The organism is Kordia aestuariivivens, assembly GCF_014397005.1.
Taxonomy (GTDB): domain Bacteria; phylum Bacteroidota; class Bacteroidia; order Flavobacteriales; family Flavobacteriaceae; genus Kordia; species Kordia aestuariivivens.
Map to the genome: position 1 here is coordinate 253759 of NZ_JACGWS010000007.1, position 17240 is coordinate 270998.

The 17240-nt window shown below is 32.4% G+C and carries 19 protein-coding genes; 12 read left to right on the forward strand and 7 right to left on the reverse strand.

Going from position 1 to position 17240, the window contains the following annotated elements:
* Nucleotides 1-189: 189 nt before the first annotated feature.
* Nucleotides 190-693 (reverse strand): GNAT family N-acetyltransferase, encoded by a 504-nt coding sequence (locus H2O64_RS13240; RefSeq protein ID WP_187562679.1) that lies wholly within the window; start codon nucleotides 691-693, stop codon nucleotides 190-192.
* A gap of 113 nt (nucleotides 694-806) precedes the next feature.
* On the opposite strand from H2O64_RS13240, the gene fbp reads away from it, so the two are divergent.
* The 5 genes from fbp to H2O64_RS13265 all read left to right on the forward strand — a co-directional run bounded on the left by fbp (nucleotide 807) and on the right by H2O64_RS13265 (nucleotide 5126).
* Complete coding sequence (gene fbp / locus H2O64_RS13245; protein WP_187562680.1) at nucleotides 807-1811, forward strand: class 1 fructose-bisphosphatase; 1005 nt, start codon at nucleotides 807-809, stop codon at nucleotides 1809-1811.
* A 68-nt stretch (nucleotides 1812-1879) separates the two neighbouring features.
* Nucleotides 1880-2248, forward strand: a complete 369-nt coding sequence (locus H2O64_RS13250; RefSeq protein ID WP_187562681.1) for a fructose 1,6-bisphosphatase — start codon at nucleotides 1880-1882, stop codon at nucleotides 2246-2248.
* Nucleotides 2249-2276: 28 nt separating this feature from the next.
* Nucleotides 2277-3110: a cell envelope biogenesis protein OmpA gene (locus tag H2O64_RS13255; protein WP_187562682.1), complete on the forward strand. Its 834-nt coding sequence runs from the start codon at nucleotides 2277-2279 to the stop codon at nucleotides 3108-3110.
* Nucleotides 3097-3588 carry a Rab family GTPase gene (locus H2O64_RS13260; RefSeq protein ID WP_187562683.1) on the forward strand — a complete coding sequence of 164 codons (492 nt, stop codon included), beginning with the start codon at nucleotides 3097-3099 and terminating at the stop codon, nucleotides 3586-3588. Before H2O64_RS13255 ends, H2O64_RS13260 begins: the two co-directional genes overlap by 14 nt.
* 5 nt (nucleotides 3589-3593) lie before the next feature.
* Nucleotides 3594-5126, forward strand: coding sequence for an ATP-binding response regulator (locus H2O64_RS13265; protein ID WP_187562684.1), 1533 nt, complete (start codon nucleotides 3594-3596; stop codon nucleotides 5124-5126).
* Nucleotides 5127-5277: 151 nt separating this feature from the next.
* Here H2O64_RS13265 and H2O64_RS13270 read toward each other — a convergent pair whose 3' ends face one another.
* Complete coding sequence (locus H2O64_RS13270; protein ID WP_187562685.1) at nucleotides 5278-5709, reverse strand: tellurite resistance TerB family protein; 432 nt, start codon at nucleotides 5707-5709, stop codon at nucleotides 5278-5280.
* 120 nt (nucleotides 5710-5829) lie between these two features.
* Here H2O64_RS13270 and mfd point away from each other — a divergent pair, with 120 nt between their 5' ends.
* A complete protein-coding gene (gene mfd / locus H2O64_RS13275; protein WP_187562686.1) occupies nucleotides 5830-9171 on the forward strand; it encodes a transcription-repair coupling factor in 3342 nt (1113 codons plus the stop codon).
* Nucleotides 9172-9236: 65 nt separating this feature from the next.
* Nucleotides 9237-10562: a TlpA family protein disulfide reductase gene (locus tag H2O64_RS13280; RefSeq protein ID WP_187562687.1), complete on the forward strand. Its 1326-nt coding sequence runs from the start codon at nucleotides 9237-9239 to the stop codon at nucleotides 10560-10562.
* A 72-nt stretch (nucleotides 10563-10634) separates the two neighbouring features.
* Here H2O64_RS13280 and H2O64_RS13285 read toward each other — a convergent pair whose 3' ends face one another.
* The 5 genes from H2O64_RS13285 to H2O64_RS13305 all read right to left on the reverse strand — a co-directional run bounded on the left by H2O64_RS13285 (nucleotide 10635) and on the right by H2O64_RS13305 (nucleotide 15383).
* Nucleotides 10635-10865: a hypothetical protein gene (locus H2O64_RS13285; protein ID WP_187562688.1), complete on the reverse strand. Its 231-nt coding sequence runs from the start codon at nucleotides 10863-10865 to the stop codon at nucleotides 10635-10637.
* A gap of 96 nt (nucleotides 10866-10961) precedes the next feature.
* Nucleotides 10962-12653, reverse strand: a complete 1692-nt coding sequence (locus H2O64_RS13290) for a helix-turn-helix domain-containing protein (protein WP_187562689.1) — start codon at nucleotides 12651-12653, stop codon at nucleotides 10962-10964.
* Nucleotides 12654-12912: 259 nt separating this feature from the next.
* A complete protein-coding gene (locus H2O64_RS13295) occupies nucleotides 12913-13104 on the reverse strand; it encodes a hypothetical protein (protein WP_187562690.1) in 192 nt (63 codons plus the stop codon).
* 266 nt (nucleotides 13105-13370) lie between these two features.
* The gene (locus tag H2O64_RS13300; RefSeq protein ID WP_187562691.1) at nucleotides 13371-13619 is read right to left on the reverse strand and encodes a hypothetical protein; all 249 of its coding nucleotides are present in this window, start codon (nucleotides 13617-13619) and stop codon (nucleotides 13371-13373) included.
* A 99-nt stretch (nucleotides 13620-13718) separates the two neighbouring features.
* Nucleotides 13719-15383: a helix-turn-helix domain-containing protein gene (locus H2O64_RS13305; protein WP_187562692.1), complete on the reverse strand. Its 1665-nt coding sequence runs from the start codon at nucleotides 15381-15383 to the stop codon at nucleotides 13719-13721.
* Nucleotides 15384-15652: 269 nt separating this feature from the next.
* Between H2O64_RS13305 and H2O64_RS13310 the strand changes: the two genes are divergently transcribed.
* The 5 genes from H2O64_RS13310 (at nucleotide 15653) to H2O64_RS13330 (ending at nucleotide 16936) form a co-directional block, all read left to right on the forward strand.
* Nucleotides 15653-15964 (forward strand): hypothetical protein, encoded by a 312-nt coding sequence (locus H2O64_RS13310; protein WP_187562693.1) that lies wholly within the window; start codon nucleotides 15653-15655, stop codon nucleotides 15962-15964.
* 63 nt (nucleotides 15965-16027) lie between these two features.
* Nucleotides 16028-16315 carry a hypothetical protein gene (locus H2O64_RS13315; protein ID WP_187562694.1) on the forward strand — a complete coding sequence of 96 codons (288 nt, stop codon included), beginning with the start codon at nucleotides 16028-16030 and terminating at the stop codon, nucleotides 16313-16315.
* 64 nt (nucleotides 16316-16379) lie between these two features.
* Entirely contained in the window at nucleotides 16380-16532 is a 153-nt protein-coding gene (locus H2O64_RS13320; RefSeq protein WP_187562695.1) for a hypothetical protein, read from the forward strand.
* 18 nt (nucleotides 16533-16550) lie between these two features.
* Entirely contained in the window at nucleotides 16551-16712 is a 162-nt protein-coding gene (locus tag H2O64_RS13325) for a hypothetical protein (protein ID WP_187562696.1), read from the forward strand.
* A gap of 17 nt (nucleotides 16713-16729) precedes the next feature.
* Entirely contained in the window at nucleotides 16730-16936 is a 207-nt protein-coding gene (locus tag H2O64_RS13330; RefSeq protein WP_187562697.1) for a hypothetical protein, read from the forward strand.
* Nucleotides 16937-17240 lie beyond the last annotated feature (304 nt).

The following is a 17240-nucleotide window of genomic DNA, read 5'->3' on the forward strand; positions in this document are numbered from 1 at the left end:
GTTAATTCTTTATTTTTTTTAATGTAAAGTATAAACTTTCTAGTATTTCTCGACACAAAATTCTTTCAGAAAATCACTCGAAGTGACGTTTTGGATTTACGAATATTGATTTTAATGATAACACCTAAATATAAATTGACAACTTCGTTTTATATTTAAAATTTAGCATTTTACATTTATAATTTCTTATTACTTTTTTGCTAAATAATTTTGCATTCCTTGTTCGTCTAATTGTACAACATGCCAATCGCGCATAACATTTGCGCCAATGTGTTCGTAAAAATCAATGGCTGGCGTATTCCAATCTAACACTTCCCAACTGATTCGTTTTACACCTAAACTATTTCCGTATTTAATGACTTCTGTCAATAGCAAACTTCCAATTCCTTGTCCGCGTGCTTTTTCGCTTACAATTAAATCTTCTAAATGCAATACTTCACCTTTCCATGTAGAATACCGCATATATACTAATGCGATTCCCAAAACCTTCTGTGTTGAACTTGATTCAGCATCTTCTGGCGATTCTGCTATAAAGCAATGAAACTTTGGCGCAGTTCCAAAACCATCTTCCAACAGCATTTCTGGTGTTGTGATTACAGCTTCTGGTTCTTTTTCAAAAATAGCTAATTCCTGAATCAATCTAAAGATATCATGGACATCTGTTTTGGTTGCTTGGCGGATTGTATAGTTCATTCTTTTTGTAATGTTTACACAAAGGTAAGAAGTGTAAAATTATAATTTCTACGAAAACGTTATAGTTATACAAAATTATCGATATTTGTGATCTGAGAAACAAAGTAGACAAAATGGCTAAAAAAAATCAAACGTTAGGAGAATTTATTATTGAGAATCAAGAAGAATTTAAGTATTCTTCTGGAGAACTTTCAAGATTGATCAATTCTATCCGATTGGCGGCAAAAGTTGTAAACCACGAAGTAAATAAAGCTGGATTGGTTGATATTATTGGCGCAGCTGGCGAAACAAATATTCAAGGAGAAGATCAGCAAAAGCTAGATGTGTATGCCAATGAAAAGTTTATTCAAACTTTGATTAATAGAAATATTGTTTGCGGAATTGGTTCTGAAGAAAATGATGATTTTATCGCTATTAATAGTTTAGATGAAAATAATCAAAATAAATATGTCGTTTTGATGGATCCATTAGACGGTTCTTCTAATATTGATGTGAATGTTTCTGTAGGAACTATTTTTTCTATTTATAGAAGAATTACGCCAGTTGGAACGCCAGTAACTATTGATGATTTTCTGCAAGAAGGAAACAAACAAGTAGCAGCTGGTTATGTAATTTACGGAACATCCACAATGTTAGTTTACACAACCGGACATGGCGTAAACGGTTTTACACTAAATCCTGCAATTGGAACATTTTACTTATCGCATCCAAATATGCAATTTCCAGAGACAGGAAATATCTATTCTATCAACGAAGGAAATTATGCGCATTTTCCAGTTGGTGTAAAAAATTATATAAAATATTGTCAGGAAGAAGAAGGCGACAGACCGTACACATCACGTTATATTGGTTCATTAGTATCTGATTTTCACAGAAACTTAATTAAAGGAGGAATTTATATTTATCCGCAAACGTCCAAAGCGCCCAACGGAAAACTACGTCTATTATACGAATGCAATCCAATGGCGTTCTTAGCCGAACAAGCGAACGGGCTTGCCACAGACGGCTTTCAACGCATTATGGATATTAAACCAACAGCGCTTCACCAACGTGTTCCCATCTTTACTGGAAGTCGCAAAATGGTAGAAAAAGCCAAAGAGTTTATGAAGAACTCGTAGGAAAGCGATGAACTTTCGCAAAAATTACTATTTTTGTGTATAACCCATGTACACTAAAATATTCCTAAATGGCAACAAAAGGTAAAAATACCGCAGATGCTGATCAAGCAAATACTAATTTTGTAGATCCTTCTACAAAAATTGAAGCAATCAAGAATTTAATTTTTGGAGAGAACATTCAGGAGTACAATTCTGAGTTCGACACTATTAAAAATGACATTCTTGCCAAAAAGAAAGCTTTAGAAACATTGATTGAAGAAGTTCGTTCCGAATTGATTCAAAATATTGATAATCTTAGTACAGATCTAAACATTCGAATTACGGAATTAGAATCCAATATTGAAAATAAATTAGACGATATGGACGAGAAAAAAGTAGACCGAAGACAGTTAGGACAATTATTGGTAAACCTTGGTGAAAAAATAGGAAAGGAATAAAATCCAACATAAATCTTATTGTGTATTTATGACGGAAGATGACAAATTAGCGTTGTTGAAAGATTTATTACTCACGGACGATCGTGTGTATGCGGAATCGATACATGCTAAAATTAAAGCACTTGAAGATTTAATTCATAAACAACAAAAGCTTTCAAGCAAGGTAAATCCTATTATTGACGAGAAGTTACTAGAGTTTACCGAACGAATTCCTGAAACATTAGGACCTACCATTACAGAAGCACTCGCGGAGCAAATTAAAAATTCTAAAGATCAAGTAGTGGAAGCATTGTATCCAATTATGGGTAAAATGATCAAAAAATACATTTCACAAGAAATTAGTTTGCTTACGGAACGCATCAATAAACAGTTAGAAGATAGTTTCTCTTCAAAAAGTTGGAAACGAAAATTCAAATCGTGGTTTGGCGGCGTAAAAGAAGAAGAATTACTTTTGAGTCAATTGTCATCTATTTCACAAGTAGAACAAGTATTGGTTATTGAAAAAAACTCAGGATTGCTCATTGGGCAATATACCAAAACAGAAACCATAGATAAAGATATGATTTCTGGAATGTTAACCGCAATTAAAAGCTTCGTAGAAGATGCGTTTAATGAAAAAAGTCAAAATTTAGAGCTAATTGAATACGAATTGTATCATATTCATATTCAAAGCTTTGTATCTTTTTATGTTGCAGTTGCAATTTCTGGAGAATATAATCTTATCTTTAAAAATAAAATCCAAGATATAATCTTTAATTTTACTGACAATTTCTTGAATCTATTTGATGATTTAAGCGAAATTAACGAAGCAGCTATTACTAACGAATTAGAATTTTACTTTTGCACGAATGAAAGTCTCTAAAAAAATAATCTTACTTGGTCACTTCGGTGTAGGTAAGTCTTCCTTAATAAGACAATTTGTTGAAAATTCGTTTACAACAGATTACAAAGTAACTATTGGAGTTCACATCTTAAAAAAAGAAGTCCAAATTGCGCCCAACGAAACTATTTCTCTTATTATTTGGGATTTAGAAGGATACGACGATATTAAAAAAACAAGAGCTTCTTATTTACTTGGAACACATGGTTTTATATATGTTTTTGATGTAACACGACCAGCAACTTTTCAAAATTTAGAAGACGATATTACCTACTTAACAAATCAATATGCCAACACACCTTTAAAAGTCGTTGGAAATAAAGCAGACTTGGTTACCAAAAGCTATTTGAAAGAAAATAAAGCTATTTTTGGTGTTACTCCTGACTTTTTTACGAGTGCAAAAACCGGTGATAACGTAGCCGATTTATTTACTACATTGGCAAAAGAACTTGTGAAATAATTACTATGCTAGAAACCTACAGAGGAACCTATTTTCATCCTAGAACACAGTTCATTACTATTGACAAAACAGGAAAAGTAATTGAAAGTGACAACATTTTATTTCCCTTAAAAAAAGGAGATGAAATTAGCTCAATAAATCCATTTTTTGAAGGACTAGCTTCTTATTTTGATTCGAAAGAAGACAACGATATTAAGTTTACCTGTGTTCATTTAGAAAGTAAAAAGAAGCAACAACATACGTGCGATATAGAGTTTAAAACGTTTGCTAATGGTCAACCATCCTTAGTTATTATTCATGATTTTTCAGATCATTACGAATACTATCAAGAAGTTGCACAAAGCAGAAATGAATCTGTGATCAACTCACAAATTTTAGAACTCCAAAATAAATACCTCAAAGAAAAAGAAGACTTCAAAAATACGTTTATTGCAAATTTTAGTCACGAATTACGCAATCCATTAACTGGTGTTACCGCGTTTTGTTCTGTATTGCAGAAAACCGACATGTCTTTGGAACAACAAGATTATGTAGAAGTCATTAAATCATCTGGAGATCACTTAAAAAATATGATTGGTGACATTTTAGAAATGTCTAAAATTGAAGTTGGAAAACTCACCATTGATGAAGAATTGTTTGATTTCCACAAGTTGATTGAAATGTTAGCCTTTACATATACTGTAAAAGCAAAACAAAAAAACATTGAATTTGAAGTCGATTTTGACGATAAAATCCCAAAATATATAGAAGGTGACAAAACACGCATCAAGCAGGTTTTTGAAAACTTACTTGAAAATGCGTTCAAATTTACTACCACCGGAAAAGTGACCTTCACTATTAAAGAAAATCAACGAAGAGCACGAAAAGTAAACCTAAATATTAGCGTAAAGGATACAGGAATTGGAATTCCTTCCGAAAAACTCGATATCATTTTCAACAGTTTTACACAATTGGATGTCACTCAAAAATATTCAGGCACAGGACTTGGCTTGTCTATTGTGAAAGGGTTAGTAGAATTGATGGACGGAAAAATTACCGTAGAAAGTGAAGAAAATGTAGGTTCTATCTTTAAGATGAACATTAACTTCAAGTATCCAATTAATCAAGAAAATACTTCTTTAGAAAACAAATTGGATATAGAATATAAAAATTCATTATCAAAAGAAAAATACAATATCTTACTTGCCGAAGATTCAGAACTCGCACAAATGGCAGTTTTGAAAATATTATCACAAGAAGGACATTTCTACTTAGATATTATTAGTAATGGTGAAGATGTTATTGAAAGTGTCATTCACAACGAATACGACTTAATTTTAATGGACATTCGCATGCCAGGAACACATGGAGACGAATTGACAAAGATGATTCGCTCGCTTCCAGTGCAAAACTGTAAAACGATTCCAATTTTAGCGCTTACCGCCAATTTATACGACGACGATAAAAAACGGTATAAAAAAATGGGCATGAATGACATCATTGAAAAACCATTTGATGAAACCACGCTGCTCAGTAAAATATACAAGCATTTAAAATAATATTGTCAGGTCGAGCGCAGTCGAGACCTAAATAAAAATTACAATATCAAAGCATCTCGACTGCGCTCGATGTGACAAATAGAAAAAATAATACACATAAAAAAAACCGAGCAACTTGCTCGGTTTTTTTAGGACGGGTCAATCGTTCTGATTAACGATTCATATTTTTAATCTCATCTTTAAAATCGTCAGCATCTACACCTTTACTCACTAACATTAATGCTTTGTGCACTACATACGGAACATTTTCTGGAGAAAACCCTAATCCAATTCCCAAACGCTCTAAAATATCCGTTTGCTTTGGTCCTAAATGGTTATCTGCATAAACCATTCGTGCCAAATCATACAAACGACTTAAACGTTCGCTATACAATGTTGGCGGATTAATTGGGTGCGATTTGTAATCTTTTAAAATTTCTTTGTAATCGTTTTCAGAGATATCTAAATTTCTAGCCATTCTATCTAAAAAGGCTTTCTCTTCTTCTGAAATTACACCGTTACTCATTGCCACACGAACAATCGCTGCAAAATGACTTTGATTTCGCTCACGAAATCCACTTGAATATAAATCTGATATAGACATTTATTAATTTTTAGTACTGCAAAGATAAATAATCTATCGTTTTTTTGTGCAAAATTTTACCCTGATTTTCTATTGAATCTGATAGCTGCACAGTATATTTACATCTAAATTTTTATGAGCGTGAGTATATCTAAAATCTCGCAACATTTTAAACAATCTCCCGAACTCAGGAAATTGGGGCAAGCTATTGCCAAAAACCAAGAAAAAGTACACGTAAAAGACCTTACAGGATCTAGTTTATCGTTCGTTATTGCAGAAGCTTTCAAGCAAAGTGACATGCCTTTTATTTTTGTGTTGAATGATAAAGAAGAAGCTGCGTATTACTTAAACGACTTGGAACATTTGCTGAATGATAAAGACGTGCTTTTTTATCCAGGAAGTTACCGAAGACCGTATCAAATAGAAGAAACCGACAATGCAAATGTATTGTTGAGAGCAGAAGTGCTGAACCGAATTAATTCGCGAAAAAAACCTTCGTTGATTGTAACGTATCCTGATGCGTTATTTGAAAAAGTAGTTACGCGAAAAGAATTGGAGAAAAATACACTTAAAGTTTCTTTGAACGATAAATTATCTATCGATTTTGTAAATGAAACCTTGTTTGAATACAACTTCAACAGAGTAGATTTTGTTACAGAACCAGGCGAATTTTCAGTTCGTGGTGGAATTGTAGATGTATATTCATTCTCAAATGACGAACCCTATCGAATTGAATTTTTTGGCGATGAAGTAGACAGCATGCGTACGTTTGATGTGGAAACGCAACTTTCAACAGAAAAAGTAAAGAAAATTAGCATTATTCCAAATGTTGAAAATAAAGCCTTGCAAGAATCTCGCGAAAGCTTCTTAAAATACATTCCAGGCAAAACGATTGTTTTTGCAAAAAATACCGAATTATTATTTGGTCGAATTGATAAATTATTTAAAAAAGCAATTGCTGCTTTTGGTGAATTATCAGAAGATGTCAAACACAACACGCCCGAAGAGTTATTCTGCACAAAAGAACTCTTACAAAATCAATTTTTAGAATATACGATTGTAGAATTGACCGTAAATCCGTTGTTGAAAGCAGACACATTTGTTGGGTTTAATACAACGCCACAACCTTCATTCAATCGTCAATTTGACTTATTGATTGAAGATTTAGACAAAAATCACGAAAAAGGATATACCAATTATATTACTTGCGTGAGCGAACAACAAGCGAAACGTTTTCACGATATTTTTGATGATGTAGAACAAAAAGTGCATTACGAAACCGTTGTACTTCCACTCTATCAAGGGTTTGCAGATCACGATCAGAAAGTTATTTGTTATACAGATCACCAGATTTTTGAACGTTATCATAAGTTTCACTTGAAGAATGGTTATGCCAAAAAACAAGCCATTACGCTGAAAGAATTGACCAATTTGGAAGTGGGCGATTATGTCACACATATTGATCATGGAATTGGAAAATTTGGCGGATTAAAAAAGATTGATGTTGAAGGCATCAAGCAAGAAGCCATTAAATTAATTTATGGCGAACGCGATATTTTATACTTGAGCATTCACTCATTACACAAAATTTCTAAGTTCAACGGAAAAGACGGGAAACCGCCAAAAATATATAAACTCGGTTCTGGCGCTTGGAAAAAACTCAAGCAAAAAACCAAAGCGCGCGTTAAGCATATTGCTTATAATTTAATTGAATTGTACGCAAAGCGACGCACGCAAAAAGGATTTCAATATCAACCTGATACGTATTTACAACACGAATTAGAAGCTTCCTTTATTTATGAAGATACGCCCGATCAATCTACCGCGACGCAAGATGTAAAAGCAGATATGGAAAGTGAACGTCCTATGGATCGTTTGGTTTGTGGTGATGTTGGTTTTGGAAAAACAGAAGTTGCCATTCGTGCAGCTTTTAAAGCCGTTGATAACGGAAAACAAGTTGCTATTTTAGTTCCGACAACCATTTTAGCATTTCAGCATTTTAAAACCTTTACCGAACGTTTGGAAGACATGCCAGTTACGGTTGATTATTTGAATCGTTTCCGATCGGCTAAACAACGTAGCGAAGCGCTTAAAGGACTTGAAAACGGAAGTGTAGATATTGTCATTGGAACGCATCAATTGGTAAATAAAGCCGTAAAATTTAAAGATCTTGGGTTGCTAATTGTGGATGAAGAACAAAAATTTGGTGTTGCGGTAAAAGATAAACTGAAAACCATCAAAGAAAATGTAGATACGTTGACATTGACAGCAACTCCAATTCCGAGAACTTTACAATTTAGTTTGATGGCTGCGCGTGATTTATCAGTGATTACAACGCCGCCGCCAAATCGATATCCAATTGAAACGAATGTGATTCGATTCCAAGAAGAAACCATTCGTGATGCGGTGAGTTATGAAATTCAGCGTGGTGGACAAGTGTTTTTTATTCACAATAGAATTGAAAATATTAAAGAAGTCGCTGGAATGATTCAGCGTTTGGTACCAGATGCCAAAATAGGAATCGGTCACGGACAACTAGATGGAAAGAAACTAGAAAAACTTATGCTTGCCTTTATGAATGGTGAATTTGACGTGTTAGTTTCTACCACAATTATTGAAAGTGGTTTGGACGTTCCGAACGCGAATACCATTTTTATTAATAATGCCAATAATTTTGGTTTGAGTGATTTACATCAGATGCGTGGACGTGTCGGAAGAAGCAATAAGAAAGCTTTTTGTTATTTTATTACACCGCCAGATTCTGTCATGACACAAGATGCACGCAAACGAATTACAGCGTTGGAGCAATTTTCTACGCTTGGAAGCGGGTTTAATATTGCGATGAAAGATTTGGAAATTCGTGGCGCAGGAGATTTGTTAGGTGGCGAACAAAGTGGATTTATTAATGAAATCGGATTTGAAACCTATCAAAAAATACTAAACGAAACTATTGAAGAACTCAAAGAAAACGAGTTCAAAGATTTATACGAAGAAACGGAAAGCAAGAAGGAAAAAGTCTATCTGAAAGAAACACAGATTGATACCGATTTTGAATTGTTATTTCCAGATGCATATATTAATACAGTTTCTGAACGCTTGTTATTATACAATAAATTAAGTGTTCTAAAAACAGAAGAAGAGTTACAGGTATTTGAAAATGAACTTATTGACAGATTTGGTCCGTTGCCAGAATCTGCTGTTGCGTTGTTAGATTCGGTTCGCATCAAATGGATTGCGACCAAGTTAGGATTGGAAAAAATGATTCTTAAAAAAGGCAAGTTGATCAGTTATTTTATTTCAGATCAACAATCAAATTTCTATCAAAGTCCTATTTTTACACAAATATTACAGTTTGTACAGCAAAACCCTTCTATTTGTACGATGAAGGAAAAACAAACCCGAAATGGTTTGCGTTTATTACTTACTTTTGAGCGTATTACGTCCGTTAAAAAAGCATTAAACGTACTAGAAAAAATTACGTAATTTGCTTTGGCTTAATTATTGAATATACTGAAGTTGTTAAAATGACTTCATAAAAAATAAAGAACATGATTAAAAAAATACTTTTTATACTGTGTATGATTCCATTGTGCATGCAAGCGCAAAAAACGATGTTAGGCACATTTTCTCCTGCAGAAGATTTCAAATGGTTTATTATTTATCAATTGAAAACGACGCATCAAGCTTATGTTGATAATGGAAAAATTGTAGATGGAAAATTAAATTATACGTTTAAACCAGCTGCTGAAAAAGGCATGTACCGTTTGGTGTATGGAATGCCACAAGAATCTGAGAATTTCGATTTTATTTATAGCGGCGAAGAAGATATTTCGTTTGTATTTGATGAAAAAAGTGTTGAATTTACCGTTTCGAAAGAAAACAAATTGAATACTTCATATTTTTCTAGTGTCAATACGGTAAAACGTGGTATTAATGAATTTTACCAAAGTGGAGAAGCGGATGAAAAAGCGTTCTTAGCTATTTTTAAAACACTTAGCGAAACACAAGAAATCTTTGAAAAAGAAGCCCAAGGAACTATTGTAGAAAACTTTATCAAAGCAAGTCGTTCGTATACACCTACTGCGTATGAAGCACCGGAAGTAATGGTTGACAATATTAAAAAACACTATTTTGACCATGTAGATTTTTCAAATCCTGTGTTGCAAAATTCAGATTTCATTGCAGATAAAATGTCAAACTATGTGTTTACGGCATTGCCATTGAAAGAGTTCACAGGAAAAGAATTAACCGAAGAATACAAGAAAAACATTGCCGCAATTTCAGAGAAAATAAAGCCTGTTGCGGTTGATTATCAGAAATCATTATTTAATGTATTGTGGGAACAAATGGTGGTTTTGGAAAATGACGAGATTGCCATTCATATTGCAGACATGTATTTAACTCCGTTAGCAAACCAATTGAATGATTCCATTTTAGCAACAAAATTAGAAACGCATAAACGCTTGGCTTTTGGCGCTGTTGCTCCAGAGTTTACGTGGGTAAAGGATAATAAAACACACAAATTGAGCGAATTGAAAGGCGCTGAAAACTATATTGTAGTGTTTTGGAGCAGTACATGTTCACATTGTTTGAAAGAGTTGCCATTACTCAAAGACTTTGTTGCTTCGCAAGAAAAAGACACGTTTAAAGTCATTGCAATTGGTTTGGAAGACGAACGCGCAAGTTGGGCAAATGAAAGTTCATTTTACCCAGATTTTATTCACGTTTTAGCATTGAAAAAGTGGGATAACGAAATCGGAAATATGTATGACGTGAGTTCTACACCAACCTTTTTTGTATTGGATAAAGACAAACGCATTATTGGAAAACCGTATGGCGTAAAAGAGTTAGAAGAGTTTTTTACGAAGGAATAAGACCTAAGTTAAAACATAAAAAAGGCGTAAAAGTGAGTTACTTTTACGCCTTTTTTATAATCTTTTTTTAGATTATCCTGAAACGTTACTTAATCCATTTTGAGTTTCTGTACACGTATGTTCAATGCCTGTTTTTGCCTGTCCCTCTGTACAAAGAGTAAGAATAGATGTGCAATGTATTGATTCTTCTAATGGTTCCGTTACAACACATGGATTACTGTCTGTTCCACCAACAATACTACTAACTTGTAAATTTGCAATTTTAAATTTTCTGAATTTTAATACTTTTTTATTTTCTCTCATCTTTAATAATTTTTAAAATTTGAATGTTTTCAAATCTAAGTATTCATGTTTAATATTAGACGAAAATTCAGTCTTGGAAAACTATAATTCCGTGAATTATAGTTTTTTTTGAGCATCTTCTCTCACTTTTTTAATAAAATACGATGGTTTTAACCCTGTCTTCTTATGAAAGGCTCTCGAAAAACTTTCTGGATTTGAGAAACCAATTTCTTCAGCAATGGCACGAATGGTATATTTTTGATATTTTTTATCCTGTTGTATGTGACTAACTAAATAATTTATTCGTAAATCGTTGATGTAAGATGTGAAGTTTTTATCTTTATATGAGTTTATAATTTTTGATAGGTACTTGGAATTGGTATTGATAATTTTCGCCGCATCTTTTAAGGAGATTTGATTCGTGAGAAATGCATCGCCTTGTTCAAATACTTCTAATCCTTGTAAAATTTCTGTTATAATATGTTGATCTATTCCTAAAGATACTGCTTGTGGCTTGGCATTTTTTACAATGATTTCTTCTTCCACAATTGAATTCGACTTTTGTATGATTTTGTTGTAGCGTTTCTCATATTTCTTTTTCAATCGAATATAATAAATAAGTAAAGCTATGGCTAATATACTTGTGAATCCTCCTGCAATAGCAATCCAATCTCTTTCTTCAGTGATCTGTTTATTTTGAGTTTCCAATTTTGTAATCAAACGCTCTTTACTTAAAACCAATGCGGGAATATCGTACTTTTTTGAAATATTCTGAGATAAATGCCTGTAATTAGCATGTATTGTACTGTCAATTTTCAATAACTGTTTCGTATAATACAACTCTTTTCTTTCATCTTTTCCCTCTTTTGCATCTTTGATTAGGTAGATATAAGATTCGCGTAGTGGCGGAAATAAATTATTATTTTTATTGAAAATGGTATCTACTTTTTTGAAATAGTCAATGGCTTTTTTATTTTTCCCTAACGCGTGATCGTTTTTTGCCAGATAAAACTTTGCTACCAATTGATCATTAGCATATATATGTGATATTCCTTTTTGAATACTATCAGTTGAGGCTTGATAATCTCCTTTTACACATAAATTAGCGCCTTCATATACTACAAAAGTATAATACATTTGGCTTAGGTTATTATCTAATGAAAGTCGGATTCCTTCATTGTTAATTTTTGTAGATTTTGCAGTTTGTTCAGATTCATAATATGTGGCCGACAGTTGCAGTAATGTATACAAATACCCTTCTAAATACATCTTCTTTTGCGATTTTTCAAAAGTAAGACACTCTTTAAATAGCTTTTCGGCCTCTTCATAATTTCCAGATAACCGCTTTAAAAAAGCAATATTGTATTTTATATCATATTGGTACTTTAAATTTCCACTTAATGCTGCAGCTGATTCTGCTAAGAGATAATTAGTAAGTGCTTCTGGGTAATTTCTTTCATGATGAAAAGTTCTTCCTTTTGCTAAATAAGCATGCATAGGAAATCTAGTATCACCTTCTAAATTTTTTGTATTAGAAATAGTGCTATCTAAATACTGAAGTTTCCGTTTTACATTAGTATCTCTTAGCGCTAACAAATAATAGCCTCGCCCTATAAACTCTTTCTTTTCGGTTTTTTTTGCTCTCTCAAGATAATCACTCGCAAGTATTTTGATTTGTTCATACTTGATATTTGTATCGCGGAATTGTATTCTTAATTCATTAAACTTTTTTAATAAATCTTCTTTTTCTTGTGCAAACGCAACAGTTCCAACAAAAAACAGACATGCATACAGTACAAAATTTTTCATATAAAGTATTATGTTTCTAATTAATAGCATTGAAAACTATGCGAATTTACTCATTTTTTATCCTCAAAAAGGACTTCTTATAAACGACATAGTCAGGATTAACTTGTAATATGCAACTTAATTTTAAGTGATTTTTTTAATAGACTAATAGCCAATCATAAAAAAAGGCAAAAAAGTGAGTTACTTTTACGCCTTTTTATGTTGCTATAATTAAATAATGGATAGATTATGTGATATGTAACAAATCATTTTAAACCCTCTATTCTCTACCAGTGCCTATCATACACAACCAAGGCTGTTGTCCACCAGTATTAATAAAAACGATACAACCATCACTACACAGGTTTCCATCGTCTGAAGCTGGAATTGGGCAATCAGGGCTATCAGTTGTGCAATCGTCTGTAAAAACTACAATAGTATCGGTTTCTCCGCCGCCTCTAAGGGTATTCATGTTCGCAATTTTAATTTTTTTGAACTTTAATTTTCTTTTGTTTTCTCTCATAATATAAAATTTTAAAAATTTGAATGTGTTCAAAACTATGAATTCATGAGTACTATAGAAGTATATTTGGGCGTACATAAACGACAATTCCGTGAATTATTGTTTTTTTGTTGGTCTTCACGCAGCTTTTTAATGAAATAAAAAAAAGATTGTAGGATGAGCTACAATCTTTTTTAAGATAACTCAAGTATACTTAACAAGCGTACTTAAGATGTTTATTGTGTACAAGGCCCTAAACATTCTCCTTTGCCTCCAGAATTTCCATATTGAGGTCGCTCTGTAGGATTATTACAAGCGTCACTACACGGATTTTGTATATCTGAAGTTAGTATCGGACAACCAGGATTAGTACTGCAAGTATCTGTATAAACAGCAACAGTATCGGTTTCTCCGCCACCTCTGAGGCTATTCATGTTTGCAATTTTGATTTTTTTGAATTGTAATTTTCTTTTGTTTTCTCTCATAATATAAAATTTTAAACTTTTGAATGTCCTCAAAACTAACGCATTCACACTTTAAAACAAGGAAAAAACAGCATGCTTAAACGACAATTCAGTGAATTATTATTTTTTATGTTGGTCTTCACGCACCTTTTTGATAAAATACGAAGGTTTTAATCCTGTTCTCTTTTGAAAGGCTCTGAAAAAACTTTCTGGATTGGAAAATCCTCCTTCTTCAGCAATCGCACGAATGGTATATTTTCGATAGATAGGATCGTGTTGAATCTGATCTACCAGATAGTCTATTCGTAAATCATTAATGTAGGTTGTGAAATTTTTATCCTTGTAGGTGTTGATGACCTTTGATAAATACTTAGAGTTCGTATTTATAATTTTTGCCACATCTTTTAGTGAGATTTGATTAGTGAGATAGTCTTTTTCTTGTTCGAATTTATCTAATTCTTGCAAAATTTCCTGTACAACATCTTCGTCTATATCTGCAACGACAGGTTGTTGTTTTATATCTTTGGATGTAATTTCTTCTTCAACAATTATATTTGACTGGTTTATAATTGCTTCATACCGTTTTTGGTATTGTTTTTTTAATCTATAATAATATAACAAGCCACCTAGTGCTAACATGACGAGCAATAGACTCACCAAGATAATTTGTGTTCTTTGTCTTTTTAAATCGGCAATAAGTTCATCACTTTTTGCTGCGTATCTTGGAAAGTCGTATTTTTTTCCAATAGTGTTAGATAAATATTTATAATCTCTATTGACAACTTTACCTATTTTTACTATTTGCTGCGTGTAATACAACTGTGATTTGAGATCGTTTTTTTCTTCAACATCTTTAATTAAATACTCGTATGCTTCTAATAAAGGCGGGAATAAGCTTCCCGTTTTGTTAAAAGAACTATCTATACTTTTAAAATAATACAATGCTTTTTCCTTTTTGCCTAGCGCATCATAACTTTTTGCTAGGTATAAATAAGAAATTACTTGATGGCGTTCTCTTAAGTGCTTCACTCCTTTTTCAATACTATCTATGGAAACTTTATAATTTCCTTTTATGTTTAGATTAATACCTTCATTGACTACAAAATTATTATATAAACTACTATTGTTTTCCAACGCCAAGCGGATACCTTGTTTATTAATTGCTGTACATTCATCAACTTGTTTTGTCTGACAATAAATAGAAGACAGTTGAAATAGTATATTTATATAGCGCCCAATATTCATTTTTTCTTTGCTTTCTTCGTAAAGCTGGCATTCATTAAATAATTCTATAGCTTCTTCATATTTTCCTATTCTTCGGTTTAGATTTGCAATATTAAATTTTATATGATGCTGATACTCAACGTTATTTTTTGACTTTGCTAAGGACTCAGCCGAAATGTAGTAGTTTAAAGCACTTGTGTAATCATTTTTATTAAACAAAAAGCTGCCTTTAAAAAAATAAGCTTTCATAGGAAACATGGAATCTCCTTTTATTTCTTTTGTATAAAAAATGGCACTGTCTATATATTGCAGCTTTTTTTCAAGGTCAGAATTTTTTACAGCTAACAAATAATACGCTCTTCCTAATAACTCATTCCGGTTACTTTTTTTTGCTTTTTTTAAATATTCTTGAATCTTTACCAATACGGTTTCCAAATCCGCATCTTTTTTAAACACTTCCTTTTTTAAAGCGATCACTTCATCCAATAATGCATCTTTTTGTTGCCCGTATGAGGTTATTCCAACAAAAAATAGACATACCGATAGTAAAAAAAGTTTCATATAGAGGATTGTATTTTCAACAAATATACTTGAAAAGCAGCTTCAACTTGTACATTTTCATTACTAGCTTTCCCATAATTCACGGAATTGAAGGTGCAATTCACGGAATTGTATTTGCCTTCAGTTGACTGGCTTCAAATTTACTTGTTGTTTTGTTACTGTGATACATTCACAAAAAATAAGTATAAATCAAAACTCAAACATCATGAAAAAAACGAAAAGATCATTTAAAAAAATTAATCTCAAGAAATTTACCGTTGCTGACCTAAATGAACAACACACCATTATTGGTGGTGCTACCAATAGATGCACATCTCAAGGATGCGCTAATTACGAATGCAAACCAAGAGAAACCGTATAAGTTTCTCATTTGTAAACATAAATATTTAAAACTCATTATTATGAAAAAACAAAATGTAAAAAATTTAAAACTTAACAAAAATCAAGTATCATCTATTGGAGAAGTTTTAGGTGGTAGACCACCATTATCATTTCGCCAAACAGAATGTACATGCAGTCCTTCGGAACTCACATATTGTCTTGCAGGTTGTACAGCGGTTAGTTATGACTCACCTTGTTAATTACAGTATAAAGTGAGCGCAAGTTCACTTTATTTTACTTATTAATCTTAAAATCAAATAATTATGAAAAAACAAAAGCTTAAATCATTAAAACTGAATAAAAAATCAATCTCAAATTTTAATTCTTCAACAGTTCATGGAGGAAGTGGAGCTTGTGGAATAGAATCTGTAAGAATCTGTGAAGCACCTATTACAGATACGTGTTCAATAAACAACGTAGCGTGCAACACTGGCGGTACTACTGGCAGCGCTAGTCCTTCTGTTCATTGTTCTGATGAGTGTTATACTCAAATACCGGCTGATTGTAATGTAGACACAGGAACTCCATCTATTTTTCCGAACGTTTGTTAATACTAAATAACAAAAATCCCTTTTGTTAGTACACTTAATTAATTAAATCTTAAAAATAAATCACATGAAAAAACAAAAAATCAAAGCTTTAAAGCTGAACAAAAAATCCATTTCTATCATTGATACTAATGTCTCTGATATTAAAGGAGGAAGAACGTATGATTGTGGAGCAAGTTGGATTACAAGATGCAACGCTTCTCATTGTTATTGTGAATAATTCTAAAAGAAAACCATTATGAAAAAACAAAAGCTTACATCATTAAAACTAAACAAGAAGTCTATTTCTATCATCGAAACAAATACAACTGAAGTAAAAGGCGGAAGAACTGGTTCTCCATGTATTTTCCAAAGTTGGGCTACAAGATGTGCAAACGCTTCTGATTGTTATTGTCAATAATTTTAAAATTAAATAGTATGAAAAAAAGAAATGTAAAAACCTTGCGATTAAATAAAAGCAACGTTTCAAAATTTAACAACATCCTAGGAGGACGAGCTCCAGGAGGCGGAGGTTCAGACCCAGTTGGAATAACAGATGACTGTCCACCTTCATTACCACATACAGATTGTTATTGTGGATCTGATTTTAAAAATGGCTGTGGTTCCATCATTGGGCATTGTTAAAAAACAGAATGTATTTTAGTTTTACGAAGCTGTCTGAGAAGATAGCTTCTTTTTTTAACTCAAGGGTTAAGCTTCAAAAAAATAGAGAAGAATTAAAGACTCTCTCTGTATGTATAGAAAACGGATGAAACAGCTTTGAATGTGTTGTTTCACTAAATACCAACCTATACATATATGAAGAGGCTGTCTGAAAAGGCAGTCTTTTTTTTTGCAATTTTTTGAAGTAATTCTTAACTTTAAGAATGAGCAGAAAAGTTATTTTTAAGACCTATTGTCAAGATCAGTTAAGTCTTTTACCTCCAAG

What these genes read in the sequence shown, in the direction of transcription:
- H2O64_RS13240 (WP_187562679.1), bottom strand. Translation starts at nt 693, where the DNA reads ATGAACTATACAATCCGCCAAGCAACCAAAACAGATGTCCATGATATC.
- fbp (WP_187562680.1), top strand. Translation starts at nt 807, where the DNA reads ATGGCTAAAAAAAATCAAACGTTAGGAGAATTTATTATTGAGAATCAA.
- H2O64_RS13250 (WP_187562681.1), top strand. Translation starts at nt 1,880, where the DNA reads ATGGCAACAAAAGGTAAAAATACCGCAGATGCTGATCAAGCAAATACT.
- H2O64_RS13255 (WP_187562682.1), top strand. Translation starts at nt 2,277, where the DNA reads ATGACGGAAGATGACAAATTAGCGTTGTTGAAAGATTTATTACTCACG.
- H2O64_RS13260 (WP_187562683.1), top strand. Translation starts at nt 3,097, where the DNA reads ATGAAAGTCTCTAAAAAAATAATCTTACTTGGTCACTTCGGTGTAGGT.
- H2O64_RS13265 (WP_187562684.1), top strand. Translation starts at nt 3,594, where the DNA reads ATGCTAGAAACCTACAGAGGAACCTATTTTCATCCTAGAACACAGTTC.
- H2O64_RS13270 (WP_187562685.1), bottom strand. Translation starts at nt 5,709, where the DNA reads ATGTCTATATCAGATTTATATTCAAGTGGATTTCGTGAGCGAAATCAA.
- H2O64_RS13280 (WP_187562687.1), top strand. Translation starts at nt 9,237, where the DNA reads ATGATTAAAAAAATACTTTTTATACTGTGTATGATTCCATTGTGCATG.
- H2O64_RS13285 (WP_187562688.1), bottom strand. Translation starts at nt 10,865, where the DNA reads ATGAGAGAAAATAAAAAAGTATTAAAATTCAGAAAATTTAAAATTGCA.
- H2O64_RS13290 (WP_187562689.1), bottom strand. Translation starts at nt 12,653, where the DNA reads ATGAAAAATTTTGTACTGTATGCATGTCTGTTTTTTGTTGGAACTGTT.
- H2O64_RS13295 (WP_187562690.1), bottom strand. Translation starts at nt 13,104, where the DNA reads ATGAATACCCTTAGAGGCGGCGGAGAAACCGATACTATTGTAGTTTTT.
- H2O64_RS13300 (WP_187562691.1), bottom strand. Translation starts at nt 13,619, where the DNA reads ATGAGAGAAAACAAAAGAAAATTACAATTCAAAAAAATCAAAATTGCA.
- H2O64_RS13305 (WP_187562692.1), bottom strand. Translation starts at nt 15,383, where the DNA reads ATGAAACTTTTTTTACTATCGGTATGTCTATTTTTTGTTGGAATAACC.
- H2O64_RS13310 (WP_187562693.1), top strand. Translation starts at nt 15,653, where the DNA reads ATGAACAACACACCATTATTGGTGGTGCTACCAATAGATGCACATCTC.
- H2O64_RS13315 (WP_187562694.1), top strand. Translation starts at nt 16,028, where the DNA reads ATGAAAAAACAAAAGCTTAAATCATTAAAACTGAATAAAAAATCAATC.
- H2O64_RS13320 (WP_187562695.1), top strand. Translation starts at nt 16,380, where the DNA reads ATGAAAAAACAAAAAATCAAAGCTTTAAAGCTGAACAAAAAATCCATT.
- H2O64_RS13325 (WP_187562696.1), top strand. Translation starts at nt 16,551, where the DNA reads ATGAAAAAACAAAAGCTTACATCATTAAAACTAAACAAGAAGTCTATT.
- H2O64_RS13330 (WP_187562697.1), top strand. Translation starts at nt 16,730, where the DNA reads ATGAAAAAAAGAAATGTAAAAACCTTGCGATTAAATAAAAGCAACGTT.